At 45.4% G+C, this 26,656-nt stretch carries 19 protein-coding genes; 14 read left to right on the plus strand and 5 right to left on the minus strand.

The features are described 5' to 3' along the window. The first annotated feature begins 120 nt into the window (after positions 1 to 120). The 5 genes from ACN0W5_RS12180 (at position 121) to ACN0W5_RS12200 (ending at position 5,187) form a co-directional block, all read left to right on the plus strand. On the plus strand, positions 121 to 1,164 hold the full coding sequence (locus ACN0W5_RS12180; RefSeq protein WP_417454360.1) for an ABC transporter ATP-binding protein: 1,044 nt from the start codon (positions 121 to 123) through the stop codon (positions 1,162 to 1,164). Positions 1,165 to 1,258: 94 nt separating this feature from the next. Beyond that, a complete protein-coding gene (locus ACN0W5_RS12185) occupies positions 1,259 to 2,533 on the plus strand; it encodes an ABC transporter substrate-binding protein (RefSeq protein WP_417454361.1) in 1,275 nt (424 codons plus the stop codon). Between the two features lie 97 nt (positions 2,534 to 2,630). Continuing rightward, the gene (locus ACN0W5_RS12190) at positions 2,631 to 3,512 is read left to right on the plus strand and encodes a carbohydrate ABC transporter permease (protein ID WP_417454362.1); all 882 of its coding nucleotides are present in this window, start codon (positions 2,631 to 2,633) and stop codon (positions 3,510 to 3,512) included. Beyond that, positions 3,509 to 4,336, plus strand: a complete 828-nt coding sequence (locus ACN0W5_RS12195) for a carbohydrate ABC transporter permease (RefSeq protein WP_417454363.1) — start codon at positions 3,509 to 3,511, stop codon at positions 4,334 to 4,336. The genes ACN0W5_RS12190 and ACN0W5_RS12195 overlap by 4 nt, the downstream gene beginning before the upstream one ends. Next, positions 4,333 to 5,187: an endonuclease/exonuclease/phosphatase family protein gene (locus tag ACN0W5_RS12200; RefSeq protein WP_417454364.1), complete on the plus strand. Its 855-nt coding sequence runs from the start codon at positions 4,333 to 4,335 to the stop codon at positions 5,185 to 5,187. Before ACN0W5_RS12195 ends, ACN0W5_RS12200 begins: the two co-directional genes overlap by 4 nt. 10 nt (positions 5,188 to 5,197) lie before the next feature. On the opposite strand, the gene ACN0W5_RS12205 is transcribed toward ACN0W5_RS12200, so the two are convergent. From ACN0W5_RS12205 to glmU, 4 genes are all read right to left on the minus strand, one after another. Next, complete coding sequence (locus ACN0W5_RS12205) at positions 5,198 to 5,647, minus strand: GNAT family N-acetyltransferase (RefSeq protein WP_417454365.1); 450 nt, start codon at positions 5,645 to 5,647, stop codon at positions 5,198 to 5,200. Between the two features lie 58 nt (positions 5,648 to 5,705). Beyond that, positions 5,706 to 6,155: a GNAT family N-acetyltransferase gene (locus ACN0W5_RS12210; protein ID WP_417454366.1), complete on the minus strand. Its 450-nt coding sequence runs from the start codon at positions 6,153 to 6,155 to the stop codon at positions 5,706 to 5,708. Positions 6,156 to 6,272: 117 nt separating this feature from the next. Further along, positions 6,273 to 8,096: a glutamine--fructose-6-phosphate transaminase (isomerizing) gene (gene glmS / locus ACN0W5_RS12215; protein WP_417454367.1), complete on the minus strand. Its 1,824-nt coding sequence runs from the start codon at positions 8,094 to 8,096 to the stop codon at positions 6,273 to 6,275. A 6-nt stretch (positions 8,097 to 8,102) separates the two neighbouring features. Beyond that, entirely contained in the window at positions 8,103 to 9,473 is a 1,371-nt protein-coding gene (gene glmU / locus ACN0W5_RS12220; RefSeq protein WP_417454368.1) for a bifunctional UDP-N-acetylglucosamine diphosphorylase/glucosamine-1-phosphate N-acetyltransferase GlmU, read from the minus strand. A 338-nt stretch (positions 9,474 to 9,811) separates the two neighbouring features. Here glmU and ACN0W5_RS12225 point away from each other — a divergent pair, with 338 nt between their 5' ends. The 9 genes from ACN0W5_RS12225 (at position 9,812) to ACN0W5_RS12265 (ending at position 20,297) form a co-directional block, all read left to right on the plus strand. Then, complete coding sequence (locus tag ACN0W5_RS12225; RefSeq protein WP_417454369.1) at positions 9,812 to 10,480, plus strand: HAD-IA family hydrolase; 669 nt, start codon at positions 9,812 to 9,814, stop codon at positions 10,478 to 10,480. 219 nt (positions 10,481 to 10,699) lie between these two features. After that, positions 10,700 to 11,077: a c-type cytochrome gene (locus ACN0W5_RS12230; protein WP_417454370.1), complete on the plus strand. Its 378-nt coding sequence runs from the start codon at positions 10,700 to 10,702 to the stop codon at positions 11,075 to 11,077. Positions 11,078 to 11,317: 240 nt separating this feature from the next. Further along, a complete protein-coding gene (locus ACN0W5_RS12235; protein ID WP_417454371.1) occupies positions 11,318 to 11,707 on the plus strand; it encodes a c-type cytochrome in 390 nt (129 codons plus the stop codon). Positions 11,708 to 12,067: 360 nt separating this feature from the next. Beyond that, a complete protein-coding gene (locus ACN0W5_RS12240) occupies positions 12,068 to 14,350 on the plus strand; it encodes a type I secretion system permease/ATPase (protein WP_417454372.1) in 2,283 nt (760 codons plus the stop codon). A gap of 68 nt (positions 14,351 to 14,418) precedes the next feature. Next, positions 14,419 to 15,747 (plus strand): HlyD family type I secretion periplasmic adaptor subunit, encoded by a 1,329-nt coding sequence (locus ACN0W5_RS12245; protein WP_417454373.1) that lies wholly within the window; start codon positions 14,419 to 14,421, stop codon positions 15,745 to 15,747. Between the two features lie 175 nt (positions 15,748 to 15,922). Next, positions 15,923 to 16,630: a transglutaminase-like cysteine peptidase gene (locus ACN0W5_RS12250; protein ID WP_417454374.1), complete on the plus strand. Its 708-nt coding sequence runs from the start codon at positions 15,923 to 15,925 to the stop codon at positions 16,628 to 16,630. 68 nt (positions 16,631 to 16,698) lie between these two features. Then, a complete protein-coding gene (locus tag ACN0W5_RS12255; protein WP_417454375.1) occupies positions 16,699 to 18,792 on the plus strand; it encodes an HD-GYP domain-containing protein in 2,094 nt (697 codons plus the stop codon). A 9-nt stretch (positions 18,793 to 18,801) separates the two neighbouring features. Then, positions 18,802 to 19,872, plus strand: coding sequence for a trypsin-like serine peptidase (locus ACN0W5_RS12260; RefSeq protein ID WP_417454376.1), 1,071 nt, complete (start codon positions 18,802 to 18,804; stop codon positions 19,870 to 19,872). A gap of 158 nt (positions 19,873 to 20,030) precedes the next feature. Then, positions 20,031 to 20,297: a hypothetical protein gene (locus tag ACN0W5_RS12265; protein ID WP_417454377.1), complete on the plus strand. Its 267-nt coding sequence runs from the start codon at positions 20,031 to 20,033 to the stop codon at positions 20,295 to 20,297. 166 nt (positions 20,298 to 20,463) lie between these two features. Here the strand turns inward: ACN0W5_RS12265 and ACN0W5_RS12270 are convergent. Further along, the coding region (locus tag ACN0W5_RS12270) for a VWA domain-containing protein (protein ID WP_417454378.1) at positions 20,464 to 26,656 on the minus strand (6,193 nt) is incomplete at its 5' end.

Below are 26,656 nucleotides of genomic sequence, written 5' to 3' on the forward strand. Positions count from 1 at the left end.
TTTACATTCATGTAATTTTATGTACACAATAGTTACATAATTCACCCCTATACAGGCACCATATTTTGGTGCTGACACCTCTCATAGAGGGTACAGGAACCTGAAAGGCAAAAGAGAGATATGTCAGCGATAGAACTACAAGGCATAAGTAAAATATGGGGAGGAACAACTGCTGTTAATGATGTTTCCTTCTCTATAGACCAAGGAACTTTTGCCGTACTATTGGGACCATCTGGTTGCGGGAAATCTACCTCGCTGAGAATGATCTCGGGCCTAGAAGAAATCAGCCGAGGCAAACTTGTTATCAATGGGAAAGATATGACAACAGCATCACCAGCTGAACGTCACCTTTCAATGGTGTTCCAAAATTACGCTCTGTTCCCCCATCTTAATGTAGAAGAAAACATTCTCTTTGGCTTAAAAGTACGCAAGACCCCAAAACCTGTTCAAAATGATCGTCTGCAAAAAGTAGCTCAACAGGTAGGGCTTGAACAGCTTCTGGATCGTAAACCAGCGCAACTTTCTGGTGGGCAAAGGCAACGCGTAGCACTGGCACGGGCAATTATCGCTGAAAATCCAATCTGCCTGATGGATGAACCACTTTCTAATCTGGATGCCAAGCTTCGCCACATAATGCGTGTCGAAATCAGAGCACTTCAACAGCGTTTGGGAATGACCGTTATTTACGTCACACACGATCAGGCTGAAGCGATGAGTATGGCAGATAAAGTCATTTTGATGTGCAATGGAAAAATTGAGCAAGAAGGCACCCCGGAAGAGCTTTACAATAAACCAGCAACAACCTTTGCTGCGGCTTTTATCGGCACCCCGCCAATGAACCTTATTGATCCGGCAGCATGTGATATCGGCAAGAAAATATCTGCCAAAAAGAAAGACCAATTTTTAATCGGGATCAGACCAGAAGACATCACATTATCTAATAACAAGGGTCTGAAAGCAGAGCTTGTTTCAGCCGATTATCTAGGCGCAGATACTGTTGTTACCGCTAAAGTAAATGATCAGGAAATACTTGTACGCACCCCCGGTAAGGTCGCGATTTCAGCCCCCGTATCAACACGATTACAATGGCATGAAAAGGCCGTGCATGTTTTTGATAAATTCACAGGTAAACGTAACGACGAAGTAAAGGTTCAATCTTTCTAATTTCACCCCCTTACACACCCCTTCTACAATCAAGTAGCAGGAACTAAAAGGAAGCCGGAAGTACGGTCTTCCTCAATCACAAGAGGACTACACCATGCTGAAGACACTAAAAAGAAAAGCCGGAAGCCTAGCGCTCGCCACTACCCTAGGGTTGGGGCTTGCGACAAACGCATCTGCGGTTGAGCTTACAATGTATTATCCGGTAGCCGTTGGCGGTCCATTAACAAACATTGTTGATGGTTTAGTTGATGACTTTGAAACACAAAACCCGGATATCAAGGTTAATGCAATCTATGCCGGTAATTATAATGATGCGCGTATTAAAGCCCTGGCGGCCCTTAAAAGTGGGGAACCTGCTCAGACCTCTGTCATGTTCTCAATCGACACCTACGAGCTGATCGAACAGGGGGCTATCGTTGCCTTTGACGATATCGTTGAAACCAAAGAAGAGAAAGAATGGCTCAAAAGCTTCTATCCAACCCTGATGGAAAATGGTCAAACCCAAGGTAAAACCTGGGGCATTCCTTTTCAGAGATCAACAATCGTCATGTACTACAACAAGGATGCGTTCCGTGCTGCAGGCCTTGATCCAGAAACACCGCCTGCCACGTGGGACGAATTGGTTACTGCGGGTAAAAAGCTAACCAAAGATGGTCAATGGGGTGCCATGATCCCATCCACAGGTTATCCATACTGGATGTTTGGCGCGCTTAGCATGCAGAACGGCCAAGTTCTTATGAATAGTGATGGCAACGAAACATATTTTGATGCGCCTGCAACTATTGAAACGCTAGAGTTCTGGAAAGACCTGGGATCAAAACATGGCATCATGCCTGAGGGAACAATCGAATGGGGAACTCTCCGTCAGAACTTCCTCGAAGGTAAAACAGCCATGATGTGGCATTCAACAGGGAACCTGAGCGTTGTCAAAAAGAACGCCAAGTTTGACTTTGGTGTTGCCATGCTTCCTGCTCAAAAACGTCGGGGCACACCCACCGGTGGCGGTAACTTCTACATCTTTGAAAAAACGACTGCCGAAGAACGTAAAGCCACAATGAAGCTTATCCGTTTTCTTACCGAGCCAAAACGGACAGCTGAGTGGAGCATGAAAACAGGTTACCTGGCCACAATGCCAGCGGCTTACGAAACAGAAGAAATGAAAAAGTATGTTGCTGATTTCCCACCTGCAGCAGTTGCACGTGACCAGTTGGAATTCGCAACAGCAGAATTATCAACTTATCAAAATGGTCGCGTCAGGAAACTTCTTGATGATGCCATTCAGGCAGCGTTGACAGGATCAAAAACACCAACGGAAGCATTAAGCGGTGCACAGAAACAGGCAGATCGCCTGTTAAAACGCTACCGTTAAATCTTTGGCTCCAAGCCCCCGGAGACGATTAATTCGTCTCCGGGATTTTCTGTTTTATGGTTAGAATTTATTGTTGATTAGGTATGAGTGTAAATAGATGAAGCATGTATCCACAAAACATCAGCTATATGGCTGGCTTTTATTACTGCCTGCCGCTCTATTTCTACTCGCTTTCACCTATTACCCCACCCTTGCCACATTAGCGAAAAGCTTCTTTTCACAAGGCACAGCAATCAGGCCCTCTGAGTTTGTGGGGCTCGAAAATTACACTTTTATGTTAGAGGACGACGTGTTCTGGCGTGTCGCTTGGAACAACGTAATTTATGCACTGTTCACGATCCCAATTTCCATTGCCTTGGCTTTGATGATGGCCATTTGGGTGAACAGTCGTTTGAAGTATAAATCTTTGGCACGCATGAGCTTCTTTCTGCCAACTATGCTGCCCATGATCGCAGTCGCAAATATATGGCTTTTCTTTTACTCCCCTGAAATAGGATTGATTGATCAAGTCACCGCTGTATTTGGCGTCGAAAGCCACAACTGGCTCGGAGATCCGGATACCGTTTTAGGATGCATCATCGTGATAACCATATGGAAAGAAGCTGGTTTCTTCATGATATTTTATCTCGCCGCCTTACAGACCTTATCACCCGAACTGGAAGAAGCGGCCCGTCTGGAAGGTGCCAGCCGTTGGTATTATTTCCGTCGCATTATGTTTCCATTATTAATGCCCACAACCCTCTTTGTGCTGATCAACGCGATTATTAATTCTTTTAAACTGGTTGATCATCTGTTCATCCTGACAAAAGGCGGACCAGATAACGCAAGCTCATTATTACTCTATTACATCTATGAGGTTGCTTTCAGTTTCCTTGATCAAGCTTACGCGTCAACCCTGACGGTAATTCTACTCGGTGTACTCGCGATTATTGCAATCGGGCAGTTTGTCTTTCTTGATAAAAAGGTCCATTACCAGTGACAGCCAACATACAAAGACGAAAGTTTTCATTTTCGATTGAATCCAGTGCAGCCTATTTTTTGGCTTTTCTCTGGGTTTTACCGCTCGTTTACGCGCTCTGGGCTGCTTTTCACCCTGCAGAATACGCGACCCGGTTTGAGCTTTTTGCCCCCTTGACCCTAAGCAACTTTGCCACGGCATGGGAACAAGCCCCTTTTGCCCGCTATTTTCTCAATACCTTTTTATTGGTCACATCTATCCTATTGGTCCAATTCTTTCTCTGTACACTCGCGGCCTACTCTTTTGCCCGGTTCGAATTTCCGGGAAAATCGCTCGCTTTTGGCCTTGTCTTGATTCAGCTGATGATTATGCCAGAAGTCTTGATTGTAGAGAATTACACGACAATGAGTAACCTTGGCCTCGTGGACAGTATTCTGGCGATTGGGTTACCGTACATGGCCAGTGCGTTTGGCATATTTCTTCTGAGACAAACCTTTAAAACGATCCCCCATGAATTAGAAGATGCCGCGAAAATTGAGGGATGTTCTTTGTGGCAAATTCTATGGAAAGTTTATGTCCCCCTCGCCCGACCAACCTATGTCGCCTTTGGGTTGGTTTCCATCAGTTACCACTGGAATAACTTTCTTTGGCCGCTTGTGATTACGAACTCTGTAACAACACGCCCGCTAACCGTCGGGCTCGCCATTTTCGGCGCACCGGAATCAGGCGTTGACTGGTCGATCATTACCGCTGGAACTCTTCTGGCTGTTGCGCCTTTGCTTGTTGCCTTTCTTCTCTTCCAGCGTCAGTTTGTACAGTCTTTCATGCATGCGGGGATCAAATGACAAAAATTGTCAGTTGGAATATACAATGTGGCCTCGGGGTTGATGGCCAGATCAATCTTAACAGGATCGCAGAAGTCATTTCATCACAGGGCGATCCCGATATCATTTGCCTGCAAGAAGTGGCTCGTTTTGACCCAGCTTCAGATCAAGGTCAAGGCGCTGACCAGTACGCTATTCTGTCAGACCTTTTTCCTCATCATAGTGCCTTTTGGGGACCTGCAATCGATCGACTATATTCTGGTGAGCATAATCGGCGTCAATTTGGCAATATGATTCTCTCCCGCCTTCCTGTGCTTCAGGTATTTAATCATCTATTACCTCAGCCTCGACCAGAAAAGCCCTGTAAGAATATGCCACGTCAGGCATTGGAAGTTGTTGTTAACCTAGAAAGTGCTCCCTTACGCATAGCAACAACACATTTAGAGTATCACTGTACCAAACAACGCTATGCTCAAGCTGGATATCTATGTGAAGTACAAGAAGAAGTGATTTCAAACTTGGATTACCAATGTATTGCCCCCTCATCTGGACCTTATGCAGCGATCCCTAGACCGGAACGCAGCATTATTTGCGGGGACTTCAATGCCGTCGTTGGCGAAGAAACCTACAGCCTTTTGAATTCAGAGATTCCCCTGATATCAAAACATTACATTGATGCATGGCCTGCTTTCCATAACGATAAAAAGCATGCCCCAACTTGCGGCATCTTCGACCCGGAACAATGGCCCGAAGGCCCGCATTGCCGAGACTTCTTCTTCATCACGGAAAGTCTTATGCCTTGTGTGAAAAATGTGCGTGTAGATGAACAAACCGATGCGTCAGACCATCAACCCGTTACTCTTGAGCTATAAAGGTAGAATCCTAAATCGTCAGATAATAAAAATAATGATCCGTCTCTCTTTCAAACCCAAAAGATTCATAGAGAGACTGTGCTTTTGCATTCAAAATATCAGTTTCAAGCAAAAGGCCTTTGGAATTCATTTTTTTCCCATGATCCCGTGCGGCAGTTAACAACTTTTTAGCAACGCCTTGTCCTCGGGCTTTTTCGTGCACATAAAGATCATTCAGGATGAGATCTCGTCTTAAGGAAAGAGAAGAAAATGTCGGGTAGAGTTGGGTAAACCCCAGAACATCACCGTCCTTATTCTGCGCATAAAGCACTATGGATTCAAAGCTGGCCTGGCGTTCTGAAAGAAAAGCCTCACAAGCTTTGCGGTCACTTTCTTGCCCATAAAATTGACGATAGAGATCAAAACATTCCACCACTTTATGAATGCTCTGTGTATCGGCCTGCAAGATCTCTATTATCATTTTATCGCTCTAGCTTTGTGGTTTCAGAGCATTTTTATAGAGATCTTTTCAAGGAACTTCAAAGACTAAGATAATAATAACGTCGATCTGTATCGTGTTTAAAGCCCAAGCTTTCATATAGTTCCTGCGCTTTTAGATTATCCAGCTCTGTTGCAAGTAAAGTTCCTTTGGAATTTATCTGGATGGCATGCTCTTTCACGGCTTGAAGAAGTTTGCGTCCTACTCCCCTGCCACGGAGATCCTCGCAAACAAAGAAGTCACCAAGAAATAAGTCACACTTAAAAAGTGCCGCACAAAAAATAGGATATGCCAGAGCAAAACCAACGGCTTTCCCCGAAGAGTCTTGAGCAAAAAAGATCACCGCTTCGTTTGCCTTGATCCTGTCGCGTAAAAAGCTTTCACTGGTCTCAACATCAGATAATTCGCCATAGTGCTGCCTGTATAGATCAAACACTTCAGAGACTTTAACTGCATGTTCAGGGGTTGCTCGCAGGATATCAATCAACACGCTCTACTCCTAAATTCTAAACGCCAACATCGATAGGTTTAGCTGGAATAACACCTAATATCGGGAGAAAGAATACCCGCCCGAACGGCACTGCGTTTTTTCATGTCCTTGATGAAATCATTCAACAGTCACAGATTTGGCAAGGTTCCTTGGCTGATCCACATCTGTACCTTTAAGAACAGCCGTATGATATGCGAGAAGTTGGATAGGAAGCGCGTAAAGAATAGGTGCAACAAAAGGATCGACCCTTGGTAAGACAACGCTATGCTTGGCAATACCTCCGGCTCGAGCGACACCCTCTTCATCAGAGAACAGAATGATCTGTCCGCCACGTGCGTGAACTTCCTGCAGGTTGGAAATGGTCTTTTCCATCATCGGGCCGCTTGGGGCGCAGGCGATGACTGGGACATTTTCATCAATCAAAGCAATGGGACCATGTTTCATTTCGCCCGCCGCGTAACCTTCGGCGTGAATATAACTGATTTCCTTGAGCTTCAATGCACCTTCCATTGCCATGGGGTAGAGATTGCCACGCCCCAGATAGAGCACATCCCGTGCTTCACTGACATCAGCAGAGATTTTACGGATAGCTTCATCCGTATTCAAGATTTCAGTAATCCGTGACGGAATTTCGGTTAAAGCCGAAGACAGCTCTGCTTCACGTTCCGGCGAAATCGTCCCTTTGGCGCGACCAATACCAATGGCAAGACAGGCAAGGACAGTAAGCTGAGTGGTAAAGGCCTTGGTTGATGCCACACCAATTTCAGGCCCCGCCAAAGTAGGCAGCACCATATCTGATTCGCGGGCAATGGTCGATTCAGGTACATTGACAACAGAGACGATCTTTTGCCCCTGTTCCTTGGCATAGCGAAGTGCCGCCAAGGTGTCAATTGTCTCTCCAGATTGCGAAATAAACAAGCTGACACCATTTTCCGGCAACGGTGCTTCACGGTATCTAAACTCAGAGGCAATATCGACTTCGACCAACTGGCGGGCTTCCTGTTCCAGCCAGTATTTGGCCACCATCCCCGCCAAAGATGCTGTGCCGCACCCGACGATGGTCAGACGGGAAATATTGGCGAGATCAAACGGAAAGTCAGGGAGCTGAATAGAACGGGCCAGCGGATTAAAAAACGTATGAAGCGTATCACCGACAACTGCAGGCTGTTCATAGATTTCTTTTTGCATGAAATGACGGTATTGGCCTTTGCCAATCATCGCACCGGACACAGCAGTTTGAACGACTTCACGGTTCAAAAGGTTTCCAGCAAGATCTCTGATCGTCGCGCCATTGTTATCCAGAACAACCCAATCCCCTTCTTCCAGATAACAAATTTGATCCGTCAGATGCGAAAGAGAAAGAGCATCAGATCCCAAATACATCTCGCCATCACCATACCCAACGGCAAGTGGACTGCCACGGCGTGCGCCGATCATAAGATCTTCCCGACCCGCAAAGACAATTGCCAGAGCAAAAGCGCCTTCCAAGCGCTTGAGAGTCGTATGAACGGACTCTTCAGGTGACAGGCCATCATTCAAATAATGTGTGATCAGATGCACGACAACTTCGGTATCAGTTTCGGTCTGAAATGCTTGTCCTTTGGCATCCAGCTCGGCACGTAGTTCCTGAAAATTTTCGATAATACCATTATGGACTAGCGATACCTTGTCACTGGCATGCGGGTGGGCATTTACCTCATTGGGACGACCATGTGTTGCCCAGCGAGTATGACCAATTCCTGTCATACCGGTAATGGGGTCTTCTTCGACACGGTTTTGCAGATTAACGAGCTTGCCTTGCGCGCGCCGTCTTTGCAGACCACCATCAACCAGTGTGGCAATCCCCGCGGAATCATACCCACGATATTCCAACCGCTTCAAACCATCCAATAAGAGAGGAACAACAGGCTTTGTACCGATAATACCAATAATGCCACACATAATATCTTAGCCTTTTTTCTCTTCTTTAATCTTCTTGCGACTAGCACGGAAACTCGCCCCAGCACCAGCCTTGTCAATCAAACGTCCCCTGACCACGGCTAGTGCATCGTCAGCAACCGATTTTGTGATTGTAGAGCCTGCACCGACAATCGCCCTGGCACCAACATCAACAGGGGCAACCAGCGCGGTGTTTGACCCAATAAATGCGCCTTCACCAATAGAGGTTTTCCATTTATTGAACCCATCGTAATTACAGGTAATGGTTCCCGCGCCAATGTTGGCTTTTGCGCCAACTTCGGCATCACCAATATAGCTCAGGTGATTAGCCTTGGCACCTTCACCAAGAATAGCATTTTTAGTCTCAACAAAGTTACCAACCTTGCCGCTCTTTCCAATTACTGTACCCGGGCGTAATCTGGCATAAGGACCGATGGCAGCACCCTCACCAATGACAGCACCTTCCAGATGACAGAAAGCTTTGATATGGCTGTTATCAGCAATAGAAACTTTGGGACCAATAAAAACAGAAGGTTCGATAATAATATCACGACCAAATTGTGTATCTGTTGAAAGCCATGTCGTATCAGGGTCTATCAAAGTAACACCCTGAGCCATTGCCGCCGCACGCAAACGCTGTTGCAAAATGCGTTCAGCAACCGCCAACTCCTGACGGGAATTAACCCCCATAACTTCTTCTTCACTTGCCTCAACCGCACGGGTATCCAGACCTTCTGCGTAGGCGAAATCGAAAATCACCGGAAGATAATATTCCCCTTGGGCATTATTGTTATCCAGCTGATTGATCAAGCGATGTACTGTTGGGCCATCCCCTAGCAAAATCCCAGCATTGCAAAGATCAATCGCACGTTCTTCATCGGTTGCATCTGCGTGCTCAATGATGCCAATAACACGGCCGTCACTATCTTGCTTAACCCGACCATAGCGACCGGCTTCTTTAGGACGGAAAGCAAGGCCAATAAGCTTTGGCCCGTTTACCGCACACCTTTGCGTCCGCATAGCTTGATAGGTTTCAGGCCGGATCAACGGTGTATCCCCAAAAATCACCATAATGTCCGCCTGGTCATCGGGATCAAAGAACCCACCCAGCGCTTCAAAGGCCTGTTTTACAGCATGCCCCGTTCCCAGACGATCAACCTGAACAACGATCTCATGTGGTTCAGCTGCTTTTTCAACGGCCTGAGCATCAGGACCAACGACAACGACTACCCGATCAGGGGAAAGTGTTTCAACACCGTCTAGAACATGCGATAGCATTGGTTTTTCGGCCAAACGGTGTAGAACCTTTGGCATATCTGATTTCATTCGGGTGCCTTGGCCAGCAGCCAACACAATCACAGCGAGTTTACGTTCAGTCATCGATCTCTGGTATTCATTAATCTCGGGGATCCTAAGGATCACAGTTCGTTAAATGCTTCCACAGTGCTTACCCCCTGCTTCTCTTCGGATCAACCATTAGAACGTGTCGTTCCGACAAAAGCAGGTAAAATATAGCGTACAAAAGCTGGCATAAAAGAAATTACAGCTCAAATCACCATTTATTTCTGTGTGTTACACAATGTTTCGATTTATTACACGTCACAAAACCAGTTAGTATTTATTTACAACGGTTGCGGTAGAGATTAGCTCAGTTTAGCTTTCACATTACAATGCCCAGCTTGTTAACCAATCCAACAACCAAAGTAAGCCTAATCTTCATGACCAAACGCAATGTACTTGTTTTCGATCTCGATGGTACTCTTATTGAAAGTGCACCGGATCTCGCATTATCCTTACAAATTCTATTAAAGAGTGAGGGACGCAGAGAACCGGACCTAATGGAAGTAAGGTCAATGATCGGTGATGGCGCGACAAAACTAGTCGAACGCGGGTACGCTGCAACAGGGTCAGCACTTTCAGAACACGAACTCAAAGAGAAAGTTAAAAAATTCCTTGAGATATATTCAGAAAATCTGATTGTCGAAACTCATCTTTACGATAACTGCCGAACGGTTCTCAAAAGCCTAAAAGCACAAGGTTGGAAGCTTTTGATCTGTACCAATAAACCCATTGCGCCAACTATTGAGATCATGAATGAATTCAATCTTCATAATATTTTCGATAAAGCTGTCGGCGGTGATAGCTACCCCGTAAAAAAACCAGACCCCGCCCATGTCCTAAACCTTTTGGACGAATCAGGTGTAAGTACAGCGCAAGCGATTATGATTGGCGATGGCGTTAATGACGTTCTTGTCGCAAAAAATGCAGGGATACCATCTATTCTTTTCACCCATGGCTACGGGACTGAGGCAGCGAAAGCACAGAACCCTGATGAAATCATAGATGCTTTCATAGAACTTGAAGACGCCATTAATCGCCTTGCATAAAACTGCGACATTACCGCACGCACTAACAAAATTAAGGTGAAAAAAGCTCATAAGCAGGATAAATTGAGCATAATCAATTCTTAAACAGATCTATTGGTATAAGTTGCACAAAGATAGCTAACTAAAGATTATTTAATGTTTAAGGTTCACTAAGTTATTACTGACATGGTTTTTAACCAGTAGAACTAAACAACATATACAATTCAGGAGAGAGTAATTATGGCAAAAATCGCCACCATGGCCATGGGCCTCGTTATTGGATTAGGCCTTAGCCTTAGCGCCGCCCAAGCTGGCGATGCCGCTGCGGGTAAAAAAGTCTTCAAGAAATGCAAAGCCTGTCACACCATTGACGCAGGTGGGAAAAATAAAATTGGTCCAAATCTTCATGGGATCGTCGGAAAAGCCGCAGCTTCTTCTGAAGGATACAAATACTCGAAAGCCATGAGTGCAGCTGGCATCACATGGACCGAAGAAAATCTGGCCGAGTTTTTCAAAAAACCTAAAAAATTCGTTCCTAAAACAAAAATGTCTTTTGGCGGTTTGAAGAAAGACAAACAGATTGAAGACCTTATCGCTTATCTAAAAGAAAACAGCTAAACGGTACAGCTAAACTACATTAGAAAACCCGGGCCTTAATTGCCTGGGTTTTTGTTTATGCTAATTATAACAATTGCTCTCGCTCTATCACGAGTTCGCGAGACTATAGAGACAAGTTAAAACTTCCCCTGCATGATACCCTCCATGCCTAAGCGTAATATGCTCATGGACCTTAAAAACAATAAATAAAACAGGTTTTCGACTTCAAATGAACCCGTTTTAAACAGGGGAGAATATTCTTTGCCAAAATCTTTACATAATAGCTTTAAAGCTCTCGCCATTGTCTTAGCAACAGCCTCCGCCCTTTTCACGGGGCAGGTATCAGCAGGGGATACTGTTGCGGGTAAGAAGGTTTTTAACAAATGCAAAGCCTGTCATACCATTGGAAAGAACAAAATCGGCCCCGATTTGGCAGGGTTATTCGGTCGTCCTGCAGCAAGCGTCGAAAGGTATAAGTACTCTCCTGCTATGACAGCCTCCGGGCTCACTTGGACAGAGGAAAACTTGGCATTATTTTTAAAGAAACCAAGAGCATTTGTCCCGGGGACTAAAATGGGATTTTCCGGTTTAAAGAAAGAAACACAGATAGAAGACCTGCTCTCCTTTTTGAAAGAAGCAACCGCACAGTAACCAAACGCTTTCCAGCTATCTGTCTAGAAATGCTTCAACCAAATCAGCAGCCCCGTACCACTGGCTTTTTGGGTTCGTATTTCTACGTACTTTTTACTGCTCGTCATTCTTTGGTCTTATCTACGAAGTATGCTATGAAGCCTCTATATTATTTTGTATTATCGCTTAATTCTTGAAATATTTAAGATTATTTTGCTTAAAAATAGAGAACCAGGCGGTCTTACTCAACTATTCGTTAACCTTAAACAGGCAATCTATGCACTGAAAATAAGGTTAACAGATAGAACAAACAAATTTAAGCCAAGGCCCTAAACTCCCTTAGGGTTGTGGATTCTGTTTTTCGGGGGAAACGGGGATAGAATGAGTTCTGATAATACGGCGAGCAAACCCAAAAGCACTAAAAAGGGTTCCGCAAAAGACCAAAAGACGAAAGAGCAGAAAAAAGAAGCTCTTAAACCTACGGACGTGATTGAAGATGGCGTACCGCCAAAAGAAGAGTGGCAGGTTGATCCCGGATCGGTAAATTTCGAAGATCCACTTTTGGAATGCGTACACATGCTTGCTTCAATGATGCAAAGACCTATTTCGGTCGAAGCATTAAAAGCAGGCCTTCCTCATAGCGATGCGCATTTCACGCCAGATCTGGCTGTTAGAGCTGCGGAACGCGCCGGCCTGACCGCACGCACCGTACGTCGAGCAAAGATCGAAGATATTCAGCCCGTTACTCTTCCTTGTGTCGTCCTCCTTAAACAAGGTGGCGCCTGTATTCTTCTCAACTATACAAAATCAGGTAAGGCAAATATCGCTATCCCTGAAGGCCGTGGACAAAGGGAAATTACAGTAGCCGAGTTGCAAGAACAGTACACAGGCTATGCCATATTCGCACGAACAGAATACAAGTTTGATTCTCGCGCATCTGATATTCAGTTAAAAAAACCAAAAGCCTGGTTCTGGGGAACGCTCCTCAAATTCTGGCCAATTTACAGTCATGTCATGTTGGCATCGATTTTGATCAACCTCTTTGCCATTGCCAGTCCTCTGTTTGTCATGAACGTCTATGACCGCGTTGTACCGAACGGAGCAAGCGCGACACTGGTTGTGCTAGCCATTGGTGTCACCACAGTCTTCTTGTTTGAATTTATCATGAAGAACCTGCGAACTTATCTGGTTGACGTCGCAGGAAAAAATGCAGATGTCATCATTGCCAGCCGATTACTCGAACAATTAATGGCTATGAAACTGTCCAACAAGCCCCCTTCCACCGGGGCTATGGCCAACAATCTTCGGGAATTTGAATCACTCCGGGACTTTTTTACGTCCGGAACTTTGGTTGCTCTTATCGACCTACCTTTTATCTTCCTTTTCATCTGGATTATCTCCATTGTCGCGGCACCCCAGGTTGCGATCATACCATTGATTGTTGTACCTTTGGTTATTCTGGTTGGCGTGTTTCTTCAAATTCCACTGCGAAAGGTTATTGAAAAAACCCACAAGGAATCCAGCCAAAAGCACGCTTTATTAGTCGAAACAATTGATGGCCTTGAGACCATCAAGACGACAGCCGCCGAAGGCCGTATTCAGCGATCATGGGAACGTTTTGTTGGTTTGACTGCGGATTCAGCAGGTAAAGCCAAACTCTTGTCGGGTATTTCAACAACCTTTGCCCAACTTTCCATTCAGATGACAACTGTTGTTGTCGTAATCGTCGGTGTTTTTCTGATCATTGAAAAAGAAATGACAATGGGTGCTTTGGTTGCATCTAGTATGTTGACCGGCCGAGCATTGGCCCCTCTTGGCACCATTGCTGGCATGCTGACAAGATTACAACAATCCCGTGTTGCGTTGAAGTCACTTGATAACATTATGAGCTCTGAAGTTGAACGCTCAGCAGATAAAACTTATCTACATCGCCCACGTCTAAGTGGGGAAATAGAGCTCAAAAAAGTGACCTTCAACTATCCTGGGCAAGAAATAAAAGCACTGGATAATGTCAGCCTGAAAATCAAACCAGGCGAGCGTGTCGGTATTCTCGGGCGGATTGGTTCGGGGAAATCGACAATCGCTCGACTTACTCTCGGACTATACGACCCGGCTGAAGGGTCAGTTCTTGCAGATGGCACAGATATTCGCCAGATTGATCCAGCTGATCTACGTAGAAACATCGGTTACGTTTCACAAGATAACTATCTTTTCTTTGGTTCTGTAAAAGAAAATATCTCTTTCGGTGCCCCGCATGTAGATGACCAGACAATTCTTCGTGCCGCATCTCTTGCTGGTGTTACAGACTTCCTGAAAACGCATCCTCATGGATTTGACCTTCAAGTTGGTGAACGCGGCATGTCCCTTTCAGGAGGGCAAAGACAAGCGGTTGTTATTGCAAGATCATTACTTCTTGATCCGCCAATCCTGTTAATGGATGAGCCTACTAGCGGTATGGATAACTCATCCGAGGCGGCTTTCAAGCAACGTCTTACATCCGCTGTTGTTGGCAAAACACTCGTACTCGTAACGCACCGTAGTTCACTGCTAACGCTTGTTGATCGTCTGGTTATTGTTGACAGCGGCCGCATCGTCGCTGACGGACCAAAGGCTGAGGTTCTTGAGGCCTTGAAACAGGGACAAATCCGAGCCAGCGCCGGATAAATTTCTGACGATTAAAAGCTAGCTGAGAACCATCAGATAAAAAATAAGACACAAGGATAAAGGCCATCATGTCTTCCATGTCTAAAAAGGACGAAGATCTACTATTTGCTCCGGATCTGCACGCGGCAACCATGCGCAAGGGACGCCGTATTGCCTACACACTCACTTTCACTGCCTTTCTGTTTTTCGTAATCTTCGGAACATGGGCAAGTATGGCTGAACTTGACGAAGTCACGCGTGGTGAAGGCACATTTATTCCAGCGCAAAAAACCCAGATTATCCAGAACCTCGAAGGCGGTATCATTACCGAACTGATGGTTCAGGAAGGGGATATAGTCGAAAAAGGGGACATCCTGCTTCGGATTGACAACTCACAGGCAACGTCCAATGTGAAAGATTCTAATGAGCAGTTAAAAATTCTGTCTGCAACTGTCAAAAGACTTACAGCAGAGTTAAACGACACGCCGCTTGAATACACAGAAGCGGAGATAGAGAACGCACCGGATCAGGTTGCAGATCAAACCTCGCTCTTTAATGCACGTAAGCTCCAGCAAGATGCGCAGATCAAGGTTCTGGAAAACCAGTCCCGCCAGCGTCGTCAAGAAGTTGCCGAAGTTCGTAGCCGTATAGGGCAACTTCGCAATTCATTGGCTTTAGCACGCGAAGAACGTAACATTACAAAGCCACTTGTTGATAAAGGTATCTCACCAAGGCTAGAACTTATTCGCATCGACCGGCAGGTCGCAGATCTCGAAGGTGAAATCAAAACCCTTCGGACAAGCTTGCCACGTCTTGAAGGCGCGACACTGGAAGCAAAACAACGCATCGATGAAATGATCCTGACCACAAAGGCCGAAGTCTCTGACGAGCTGAACAGGTCACGTGCCGAGATGAAATCATTAAGCGAACGGGTTGCGGCAGGTGTTGATACTGTCCAGCGAACAGATATCAGATCCCCTGTACGCGGAACAATCAAAGAACTTAAACGTAATACTGTAGGCGGCGTTATTCGCCCAGGTGAAGACATCGTCGAAATTGTGCCGCTTGATGATACTCTATTGGTCGAAGCACAAATCAGACCTTCGGACCGTGCTTTCCTTCGTTCCGGGCAAAAAGCAACGATTAAGGTTACTGCCTATGACTTCTCTATCTACGGCGGCCTAGAAGGTAAGCTGGAACGTATATCTGCCAGTACAATCAAAGATGAAGAAGGCGAGAGCTTCTATCGCGTCTATCTTCGTACCGAAGACAACAAGATTATCAGCAAAGGCAACGAGCTTGAAATTATTCCCGGGATGACAGCAAATGTTGAAATCCTAACAGGTAAGAAAACTGTGATGGATTACTTGCTTAAACCAATCCTGAAAGCACGGGATTCCGCGCTGAGAGAAAAGTAAGCCTTTATCTAAAATTTGTTATGGTGGGCTTTCAATACACAGCCCACCATCGACACAACGTGTACGGGACAAATTAAGATCATACACACCGCAAAAATTAAGACTCTTTTAAGCGGTTCTTTGTCATTTTAGAAGCTGCATACTTTTACTATTTTTGGCGAACGCGACGCAGCTCTTGACCCATTTAAAGCCGTTACAAATTATTAAAAAGGCTGTCTTTATCACTGCCTTGGCTTCTGTGCTTGTGAACACAATGCCAATAGAGACCGCGCATGCCCAATCACTTGGTGATCTGGCGAAAGCCGCCAAAGGCAAAGGAACTGCGCTTTTCAGAACGGTTGAGTTCCGATCTAAGTCTTTCAAGGCCTTGCCGCAATGGGCACGAGTTCTAAAAAAATCAAAAGCAGAAATTAAACTATTAAACGCGTGCGCAAACAACGCAGCCAGCTGCAAAACATCGCAACAGAAATCGTGGCGGAAAATTATTCAATCCGCCAAAAGCATGTCACGGCGTCAAAAACTTGATACCGTAAACAAGTTCTTCAATCGTTGGCCCTATAAACTGGATAGCGAAGTTTACGGCGTTAGCGAATATTGGGCGTCACCCAATCAATTTATGCGCACATCCGGCGATTGTGAAGACTATTCCATTGCCAAGTTTTATGCTTTGAAACAGCTGGGTTTCAGAGACAATGAAATGCGTATTGTTATTTTAAAAGACAGTATCCGTGGTATTGGGCACGCAGTGCTGGCAATATACGAAAAGAACGATATTCTTATATTGGACAGTTTGTCGAATCTGATACTAACACACACAAAATATCGGCATTATATACCACAGTATTCTATGAATTCGACGACACGTTGGGCACATATCAAATAAGATGATGATGATAATACAGATATGCGCCAGAATTACGAATGCTCCCCGGGGGGAAAGAGCGGAGACCAATGAAGAAAAACGGTAAAGAGAAATTTGAATTTCACGCCATAAGTGATGTGGCAAACTCCGAACGTCCCGCAAATCGGCGAACGGTGATAACTGCTGCTCTGGTTATTGGTGCGCTGATACTCTTATCAATTATTGTACCCGGCGTGATCATTAATGACAGGAAGAGCAGCGTTATTGCCAAAGTACAGGATCGACAAGAAATTCTGGCATCCAGTCGAAGTGAGCTCGTCCAAACCTGGCTTGATTCCATCCGCGCGCAATCAGACCGACTTGTTACCAACGAGCTTTTCCGTCTTTTTGCCTACGAAGTTGATCTCGCGGGTGGTGATTTCACGCAAATTGTTCCCCCAAAACCCGGTGAAGACCCAGATTCCAATCTAGGGGTATCTTTATTTGAGCAGTTGCCTTTTATGGAACGCGTTCTCACTGACTTTACAATCAACAGTGATTTCACAACCAGTTATCTTTTTGGCAAAACAGGGGTAGCGTACCTGACCAGTGGCGGTGCAGACCCCGTTTCTGAACAACAAAAGCAACTTGCCATGTCCGCCTTTGGACGCAAAGAAGTTACTTTTGGCCCTGTCCGGGTTGATGCATCAGGTTTGGTGATGGATCTTTTACTCCCCGTATTACCAGCTCAGTCAGAAGCCGATAAGGAAGAGCCTGTTGGCTTGATGCTTCTCACCTTTCCTGTTACCACAAAATTTGGGGAATTCCTTTCTCAACGTGCGTTATCCGAAGAAGGTGAAGCCACCAGAATGGTTCAGATAACGAACAAAGGATTTCAAGAGATAATACCCCAGGATTCAGCATTAATCCGTAACATTACCCTGACATCAAACAACGAAGATATCTTTGCATTTGCCCTTCGCCCAACAATCGGGGTTGCCGCAAAAGAAGTCTATTCCGTTGGTTCTGCTTTAATCCCTGATCAACTGTGGATTTTTCAGGAAGTTGATCGCGTCAGCGCAGAAAAAAGCCTGATTGAATTCAGAAATATCGCTTATCTGCTTGCCGGGTTTATTGTTTTGATTGTTGCCGCTGTCTTCCTTGCGTTCTGGTGGCGCCTTAACAGTGAACACAATGGCGCCTTGGCCAAACAGTTCAAAGACCTTGCCACACGCATCCACGCGCAAAAGCAGCTGTTGGACAAAATCAACGGATCTATTGCTGACTTCATTGGTCTGAAAGCTGTCGATGGCAGTTATCGTTACGTAAACCCCGCCTTTGCCAAGGGGGTTGGGCGAGAAGAAGATCAGCTTCTTGGTATGGATGATGCCGCAATCTTTGGCACGGGTACTGCGGCCAGAATGTCGATTAGTGACCAGAGTGCCGTTTCTTCCGGTGGTGTCGTCACCAATAATGAGCGGGTCTTCCTGAACAACAAAGAGCATCATTTACAAATCAGTAAGGTACCTTTTGTTGGTGAGGACAATCAGGTTTCCGGTATTGTCTCTGTTTTCCGGGATGTTACTGAAATTGTTGAAGAACAGCGCAAGAAAGAAAAAGCTGTAAAACAAATGGTGACAGCATTGGTTCGCGCCGTGGAACTTCGTGATCCTTATCTTGGCGGGCACTCACGTCGTGTTTGCCTATTTGCCCTTATGGTTGGCAAGCGGATGAACCTCAGTGAACCAGAGATTGCAACATTAGAGATTTCTTCCAATTTATCCCAGATTGGTAAACTGGCTATTCCCCGCAGCATTCTGAACAAACCCGAACGTCTGACACCAGAAGAGATTGCCGAAATCCAAAAACATCCAGAACATACACAACAGCTTTTGCGTGGGATTGATTTCGACCTTCCGGTTCTTGAAACCATCATGCAAATGCACGAACGACTGGATGGCAAAGGCTATCCCCGTGGGTTGGTCGGTGATGAAATTCTTATTACCGCACGTATCCTTGGGGCCTGTGATGTTTTCTGCGCACGCATCGAACCCCGCTCTTATCGCCATGGGTTAGAACCACTTCGGGCGCTAGATATTCTGGAAGACAATAATGACCGCTACGATACCGATGTCATTATCGCTCTGCGGGATGTGGTCAACTCTGTCGAAGGTGAAAAGCTTATCGCTTCTATCCAGCAATAGGCTTAACAGATGCAAATGCAAACGCAGCTGTTAAAAGCACTGTCTTTGGGAATATTGCTTTTAACAGCTGCGTTTGCTCTTGCTCTGTATAGTAAGACTGTAAATGCTTCGCAAAAGCTGGCCGCACGGGAACGTATTCTCGTCAATGCCATGGAATATCCCTGGAGCACGATCGGCAGACTGAATGCTGCCGGACGCGCCCACTGTACGGGGGCGATGGTAAGCGAACGTCATGTACTCACCGCTGCCCACTGTATTTATGATGCCAAAACAGGACGGTGGCTCGCCCCGCAGGAATTGTATTTCATCGCGGGATATCAGTTCGAAGAATATAAAATTAAATCAAAAATAAAATCCTATAAAAAATCTGCTGATTACAGACCCAAAAACGAAGCATCCGCCCGCAATACAGAAACAGATTGGGCTTTGTTAGAATTAACAGATCCCATCGGCACTCAAACGGGGTGGCTAAAACTTTCTTCCCTAAGCAACGCAGTCATCGACAGAATAAACACGAAGCAGGCTGTACTTATTACCTCTGGTTATCGCGCGGGTGCCCCACATGCACAGACTGTGGACTTTAATTGTCAGCCACCTGGGAAAGTTAAAAACCCTGGGAAGGCAAAGAATAATGACGGCATTGCGCATCGTTGTTTTTTGCAAAAAGGTGATAGTGGCTCTCCCCTACTCCTCTATGATCAACAGGGTTTCTCTATTGTTGGCATCAACGTCATCGGCATTGAAACAGATACCCGTGGAGTTAACACCTATGTGGGCGCCTTAAACGCCCAGCGGTTTCACCCTGCGAATGGCAAAGCTGATGTCAGGAAAAGTATTCGAAGCCTGGATTTTCTATGGGACAAAGGTGCAAAACCCAACCAAGGAAGTAAAGCATCTCCGTCACCAGAACGGACAATCGCCGCTTTACTTGCCCGTAAAGGATATCTTACAGACAATCCACTAAGCGCATCATCACAGGCGATTACCACTGCGGAAACACGGTATAAAAAAGAACAAGGTAAAACCCACCTGAAAACGCGTTTACAGCTTTTGGATGATATTATCCTATCGCTAGAGTAATATAGACCAGATTTAATTGATCATTCGCACCTGACTTGACCTAAGTTTGTGCAAGTTCAATGATAAGCAAGACAACAAACATTTTGCCCCCATTTAAGGGGCACAAACAAAATAGCCAGACTCAATCAGATACCTACCACTGTTAAAGGATAGTCCCCATGGAACATGTATTCACAGATGGCGTTGGTTCCATCACGGTCGTTAACGGCAACGTTCGTATCGAACTCCGCCAAATTGTCCGGGACAAAAAAAATGTCGGCAAGCTGATCTCTGAACCAACAACAACACTCATCATGCCCCTGTCATCTTTAAAAGACGCAACCGTCAAGCTTGCCAATACCATGGAAAAAATCCAATCGGATGAAAAAGCAAAAGCCCAGATGGACAAACAGGCCGATGATGAAGACGCCTTGACCCAACTCTAAATTCAAAGCATTTCAAGTTCACTTATTAATCCAACAAAAAAACCTCTCTGATCTATTAATGATCAAAGAGGTTTTTTTATGAGTAAACAGAAACAGAAACAGAAACCAAAACACCCTACGAAAAAAGGCGCCCGAAGGCGCCTTTTTCATAAGCTGACTGCTTACATTAAAGCGTAGTCATATTCAGAATGTGATCATCATCAACCTGGACTTTAATGATCTCATTATCACCAACACCACTTAATGTCGCAACCGTTGTGAAACTATTACCATCTGATGATACAGACACAGTCGTAACACCAGCCGTAGAATCTAAGTGAACATGGTCGTTGATGTTTCCATCATTCAGTCCATCCAATGCAGCCTGATCAAGTCCAGCTTCAATCAAAAGATCATGAAGGTTCAGAATATCACCATCGCCATCATCCGCTGTTCCATTGAAATCAGTAATCACATCTTGGCTGCTAATATCACTGAGAACAAAGGTATCAGAACCTGTACCCCCAGTCAGAACGTTAGCGCCGGTACCACCGATCAGAATATCATCACCACCACCGGCATTGATAATATCCGCAAGAGAGCCACCGATCAGGATTTCACCATCATCAGTACCTGTCAACGTCAGACTATCAACAGTACTGATCACAACAGAAGCATCATCACTGTCTGCACCGTCTTCAACAGTATAGTCGAACCCAGGTGTTGGTGTGCTTACGCCACTGTTATCAACAGAGAGCCAGAGATCATAATCACCATCGTCATTTCTATCCCATGATTCTACCCGTACGTAATACGTTCCATCAGACGTTGCTGTATACTCAAGATACGAATCTCTGTCATCTGTTGAACCTCCTCCGCCATTTGTAATAGCTGCGTCGTCATTCTCAGCTAATTCGACACCCGAAGAATCATACAAACGTACCCTAGCATCGACACTTTGGCTACTTGATCCGCCAATACCATTGTCGATATCAAGAATTAGCTTCTCACCAGCAAGGAGAGATACTGCAACCATGTCATAATCACGATTATTACCAGTATTTCTGTTATCAATGTCGCCTTTGAAAAGGATACTCGGCAAAGCAGCATTCTTAACATGACCAGCATAACCATCAGTAACCGGACCCCATTGGGAACGATCCGTCAGATCAACTGCCGTAGCTCTCGTATCATTAAGTGGCGTATCGTAATCATCATTTGCAGCTTCATCGACCACAGTATAACCAGAGCCAAACGAATTGTCAGGCAAGGTAAATGTTGTCTCATCAGCAGAACCATCATGCGATGTTGATCCACCTGTTGCATTACTAACACCACTAATGTCACGGGCACTGCTGCCCCCATCATTCTGTGTCAGTACCCAATCAGGAATATCAATATCACCAGATGTGATATTCGTAATAACACTATCATCCACTGCACTTAACGGCTCAGCAGCAGTAATATTCAGAACTGCTGATGAAGTATCGCCGTCACCGTCTGTGATTGTATAATTCACAGCCAGGTCAGTGGCTTCACCCTCATCAAAGATCAGAATAAATTCGTCTGTTGCCGTGTTGTACCCGAACTCAAATGTTGCTCCGTCCAGCTCCCATGAGTTTGTAGAACCATTGAACGTTGCCGAAACACCATCAATAGAGATCGCTGTTACGCTTGCGCCATCAGCACCCAGATCATCGTTGGCGATCAAAGAACCAGAAGCGATCTGCTGCGTCGTACCTGATGCAGCCAGCAATTGTGCTGCCAAATTTGCGAAGTTCGGTACAGAAACAAAATCGTATTGATCAGCAGGAATACTTGGATTGCTGCTATCGCCATCACCTTCGTTCAGGAAGTAATCTTGCAGACCATCTTCAACATCGTTGCTAGTACCAATACCAATACCTGTAACCTGAACATCGTTGTTGATAATAGATGTCGCGATATCCTGATCAATCTCATTATCATTACTTGTATTGGTCGTATTAGGCTCACCATCACTGATAAAATACAAATGGTTCTGGCTAAGCGGCAGATCAGTAATCGGGTTTGTCAGATATTCGGAATTACTGGCGAACAAAGACTGCATACCAGCATCATAGTTCGTCGAACCTCCGTTATCGTAATTCCCCCGAACTGTCGTCAGGGTATCATCCAGTGTGGTCGATGACAGTGTGCCATCGTTATTGATACGAACGAAGTCATCCAGATCAATACCGCCAACACCATTATCCTTAAAGACAAAACTACCGTAATCTTCCGCATCCGACCCAAAGGTAACAAGCGAGAAGGCCAGTTTTTCCGGCGCACCATTCGTTACAAGATCAGTGATGAATGTACGCACACCATCAATCTGTGTTTGATAGTTTGACTGACCGACAGAACCACTTTCATCCACAACAAACGCAATATTCTGCGGAAGAACACTACTATCTGTTGTCGTTTCAACCGCATCATTCTCTGCCGTTGGTACATCATCAATAATCTTGATTGAAAGTGTGCTGCTGGCCATATCACCATCAACATCTGTCACTGTAACATTCAAGTTATCGAACAGATTGTTTTCACCGTTATCTGCCGGACCATGACCAGTTGAATTATCAACAAGTGTATAGGTGTAGCTAACTTTGCCATCAGCAGGATCATAGGACGTGATTTCAAGTGCATTACCTTCTGGTGTTGTAATCGTCACAGGTGTGAACACACCAGCACTAATCACAGCTTCTCCACCAATGGTCAGATCACCAACACCATCTGGTGTCGAGATATTGAAATCGCCGTTTTGGACCAAAGCACCTGCATCCGGACTTGATCCATCCGCAAGGTTATCTTCATCCGCAACCACATCACCACCATCAGCGGCAGCAGTAAGATTACTGATTCCAACATCTTGATCAGTATTTTTGAGCGTCAATGTCAGAGTAGCGGTATCGCCATCACCGTCACTATCTTTAACAGTATACGTGAAGGTTTCAGTCAGCGTTGCACCGCCAGCCAGCGCAATAACATCCGGATCTGTATAATCCAGCGCATAGCTGTAGTTACCATTGGCATCAACAGTCAACGTACCATATGTACCAATAACTGTTGTACCACCTGTAACATTGTCCCAGGTAATTGAACCGAAACCATCAGCACCAAGATCATCTGCATTGCCATCTGTAGTATTGGCATCACCATTAGCAACATCGACGCCAGTAACAACGTTTCCGGTTGCAACGTTTCCAGAAGATCCAACATTGCCGTTCAGTGCATCAGCAAGATCCGCAAAAGCAGTTGTTACAACTTCGGATGGCGCATCAACGATACCAACACCGAAGAAATCTTCGAAAGTCTGAGGACTAACACTGTCACCAATTGCAACAGCCGTCAGTTCAATCGCGCCGCTGTTAAGTAGAGCCTTACCGTTGTTATCAAGATCAACATCATTGCTGCTGATAGAAGAAGCACCATCATTACGGTTTCCATCACTCAGGAAGAAGATCTGGTTATTAGCACCAGGTTGTTCCGCATAACCCGCTCCGCCAGAATTACTGAATAACTCTTCAAGACCTGCTTCGAAGTCAGTAACACTACCACCTGAATAGCTATTTCCATCAGGTTGGGTAAAGGTACCATCCGCAGCTGCATCCATTGCCGCATTCAATGTTGCCAAATCAGTGAAAACACCCACAGTTCCAGCATCATCATCGAAGGCTACAATCGAGATCGTTACATTTGGATTGCCATTAAACAATGTCGCCGCAAATGCTTTGACACTATCTACCTGCGCAGCACGTTCTGTAGAATTAACGCTACCGCTGAAATCCATAACAATACCGATATTCTGTGGCGGCACTGCATCAATACTTACTTCAATGCAATCCACGTCATCAACAGCGGTTGGTACATCGTCAATAACAGCCACTGTAACAGGCGCGCTTGCCGTGTCACCGTCCGTATCTGTCGCAACAACGTTCACGCCACTGATATCAATAGAGCCACCACCAAGATCATGTTTCAGCTCATCACTAAGAGTAACGGTAACTGTCGCAGTACCTGTGCTACCTGCCGTTGCTGTTCCACCGCTTACAGTCAGAACAATTGCAGCGCCTTCTGAATCAGACCCTGTCCATGTCAAACCATCGCCACTTAGAGACCAGGTGAAACCTTCATCAATCCCGGCAATGCTTGGATCATTTGTACCATCGAACTCGACAGTCACAATATCGTCTGAACCAGCCTGGAAGGTAATTGTGCCGTCATCAACATCAGATGGCAGGTTCACTTCGCTAACGCTCAGCGCCAACGGACCACTGGATGGATCTGTTACAGTTGGAATACCACCATCATTGATCGTAATAACCAACTCGGCAACATCCGTATCACCATCGCCATCTGTGATCGTGTAGCTAAAGGTATCTGTCAGAGGTGACGCATTGTCCAAGTTACCATTTGCTACATAAGTGTAGCTACCGTCTGCATTTAGTGTCAGCGTACCGTAACTACCGACAATCTGCGTACCAACCAAACCTGTCGGCTCTGCACCAGTATCATCACCAGTACGAACACCCGTAATCGCAGGAGACGCGGCACCATCGGCACCAAACTCATCGTTACTGAGAACACCGTTGGCAGTCGTAACTGTCAGTGTCGCACCCTCAGTAATAGAGCCGTTGTCATCGGCTGCTGTTGGAACATCATCAACGATTTGTATCGATAGCGTATCACTCGCACTGTCACCATCGGTGTCTTTTACTGTCAAAGCAATATCATCAAACAATGCATCAGAACCTGGCGCATGTGTTTCATCATCAAGTAGCTCGTAACTGTAACTAACAACACCAGTCGCCGGGTCGTACCCTGTGATCGTAAGGATATTACCCAACTCAGTGATAACTTCTAGATTAACGGTTCCGGAATTAAGCAAATCAGCTTCTGTGAACTCATAAGGAGTTGCCGGCTGACCTTGAATAATAATACATCCAAGCCCGTCGATCGCTGAAATTGCAAAATCACCCGTTACAGTCGTTGATTCCGGCGTATCATCACTTCCATCAGGAAGATCATCTTCGTCAACGATCGCATCACCACCAGACAACGCAGGTGTAAGGTCAGTAATCTTGACACCATGATCTGCCCCTTTGATTGTCAGGGTCAGAGTTGCCTCATCGGTATCACCATCACCATCTGTAACCGTATAGGTAAAGACTTCCGGTAAGGTATCTCCCAATGGAAGATCCGTTACTGCTGAATTAGAATAATCCAACGCGTAGCTGTAATTTCCATTAGCATCAACTGTCAAAGTACCATACGTACCAACAACAGTCGTGCCACCAGAAGTTGCACCATCCCAAGCAATTGATCCGAAGCCATCTGCTCCCATGGTATCCGCAACGCCATCTGTTGTATTAACATCACCCCCAGCAACATCTGTACCCGTCACAACATTACCCGTCGCAACTGGCGCATTATCTGTTGTTCCATCTAACGCATCTGCTAAATCTGCAAAATTAGGGACAGAGACATAGCTATACTGACTTGCCGGAATTGATGGATTACTTGCATCAGAACCATCAACAGCGAGGAAATAATCTTCCAAACCATTTTCAACAGAAGAGCTAGAACCAACACCAATACCAGTAACCTGAATATTGTTATCTGTAATCGCCGTCGCGATATCAGTGTCAATTTCAGAAGAATTACCAGTGCTAGAGGCATTTGGGCCACCATCACTGATGAAATACATACGATTTTCCGCATCAGGAAGACCAGAAACCGGGTTCGTCAGATATTCTGAATTTGACGAGAACAGAGACTGCATTGCTGCATCATAGTTGGTTGAACCACCACTATCGTAATCTGCCCGAACCGCGATCAGTGTATCATCAAGTGTTGTCGAAGACAGTGTGCCATTATCGTTCAAACGGACAAAATCATCCAGGTCCAGTACACCATTGCCATCATCTTGATATACGAACGTACCGTAATCTTCGGCATCCGATCCAAAAGTAACCAACGAAATAGCAAGTTCTGCCGGATCACCCTGTGAAACCAAGCTGTTCATAAAGGTACGAACACCATCGATCTGGGTTTCATAATTCGATTGGCTAACAGAGCCACTTTCATCAACAACAAAAGCAATATTCTGCGGTGGCTGATCCCCAACAACAACCTCAACACAATCCGCATCATCAACAGCTGTTGGGACATCATCGACAATCTGGATAGAAAGCGTACTTGTCGCATCATCGCCGTCTGTATCGGTTAGAACAACAGCAAAGTCTTCGAACAAGCTGTTCTCACCCGCACCCGTCGCATGTGTTTCATTATCAACAAGCGTGTAAGTATAACTAACCTTACCTGTCGCAGCATCAAACGCTGTGATCTCAAGTGTATTA

Source organism: Kiloniella sp. (assembly GCF_048270245.1).
Classification (GTDB): domain Bacteria; phylum Pseudomonadota; class Alphaproteobacteria; order Kiloniellales; family Kiloniellaceae; genus Kiloniella.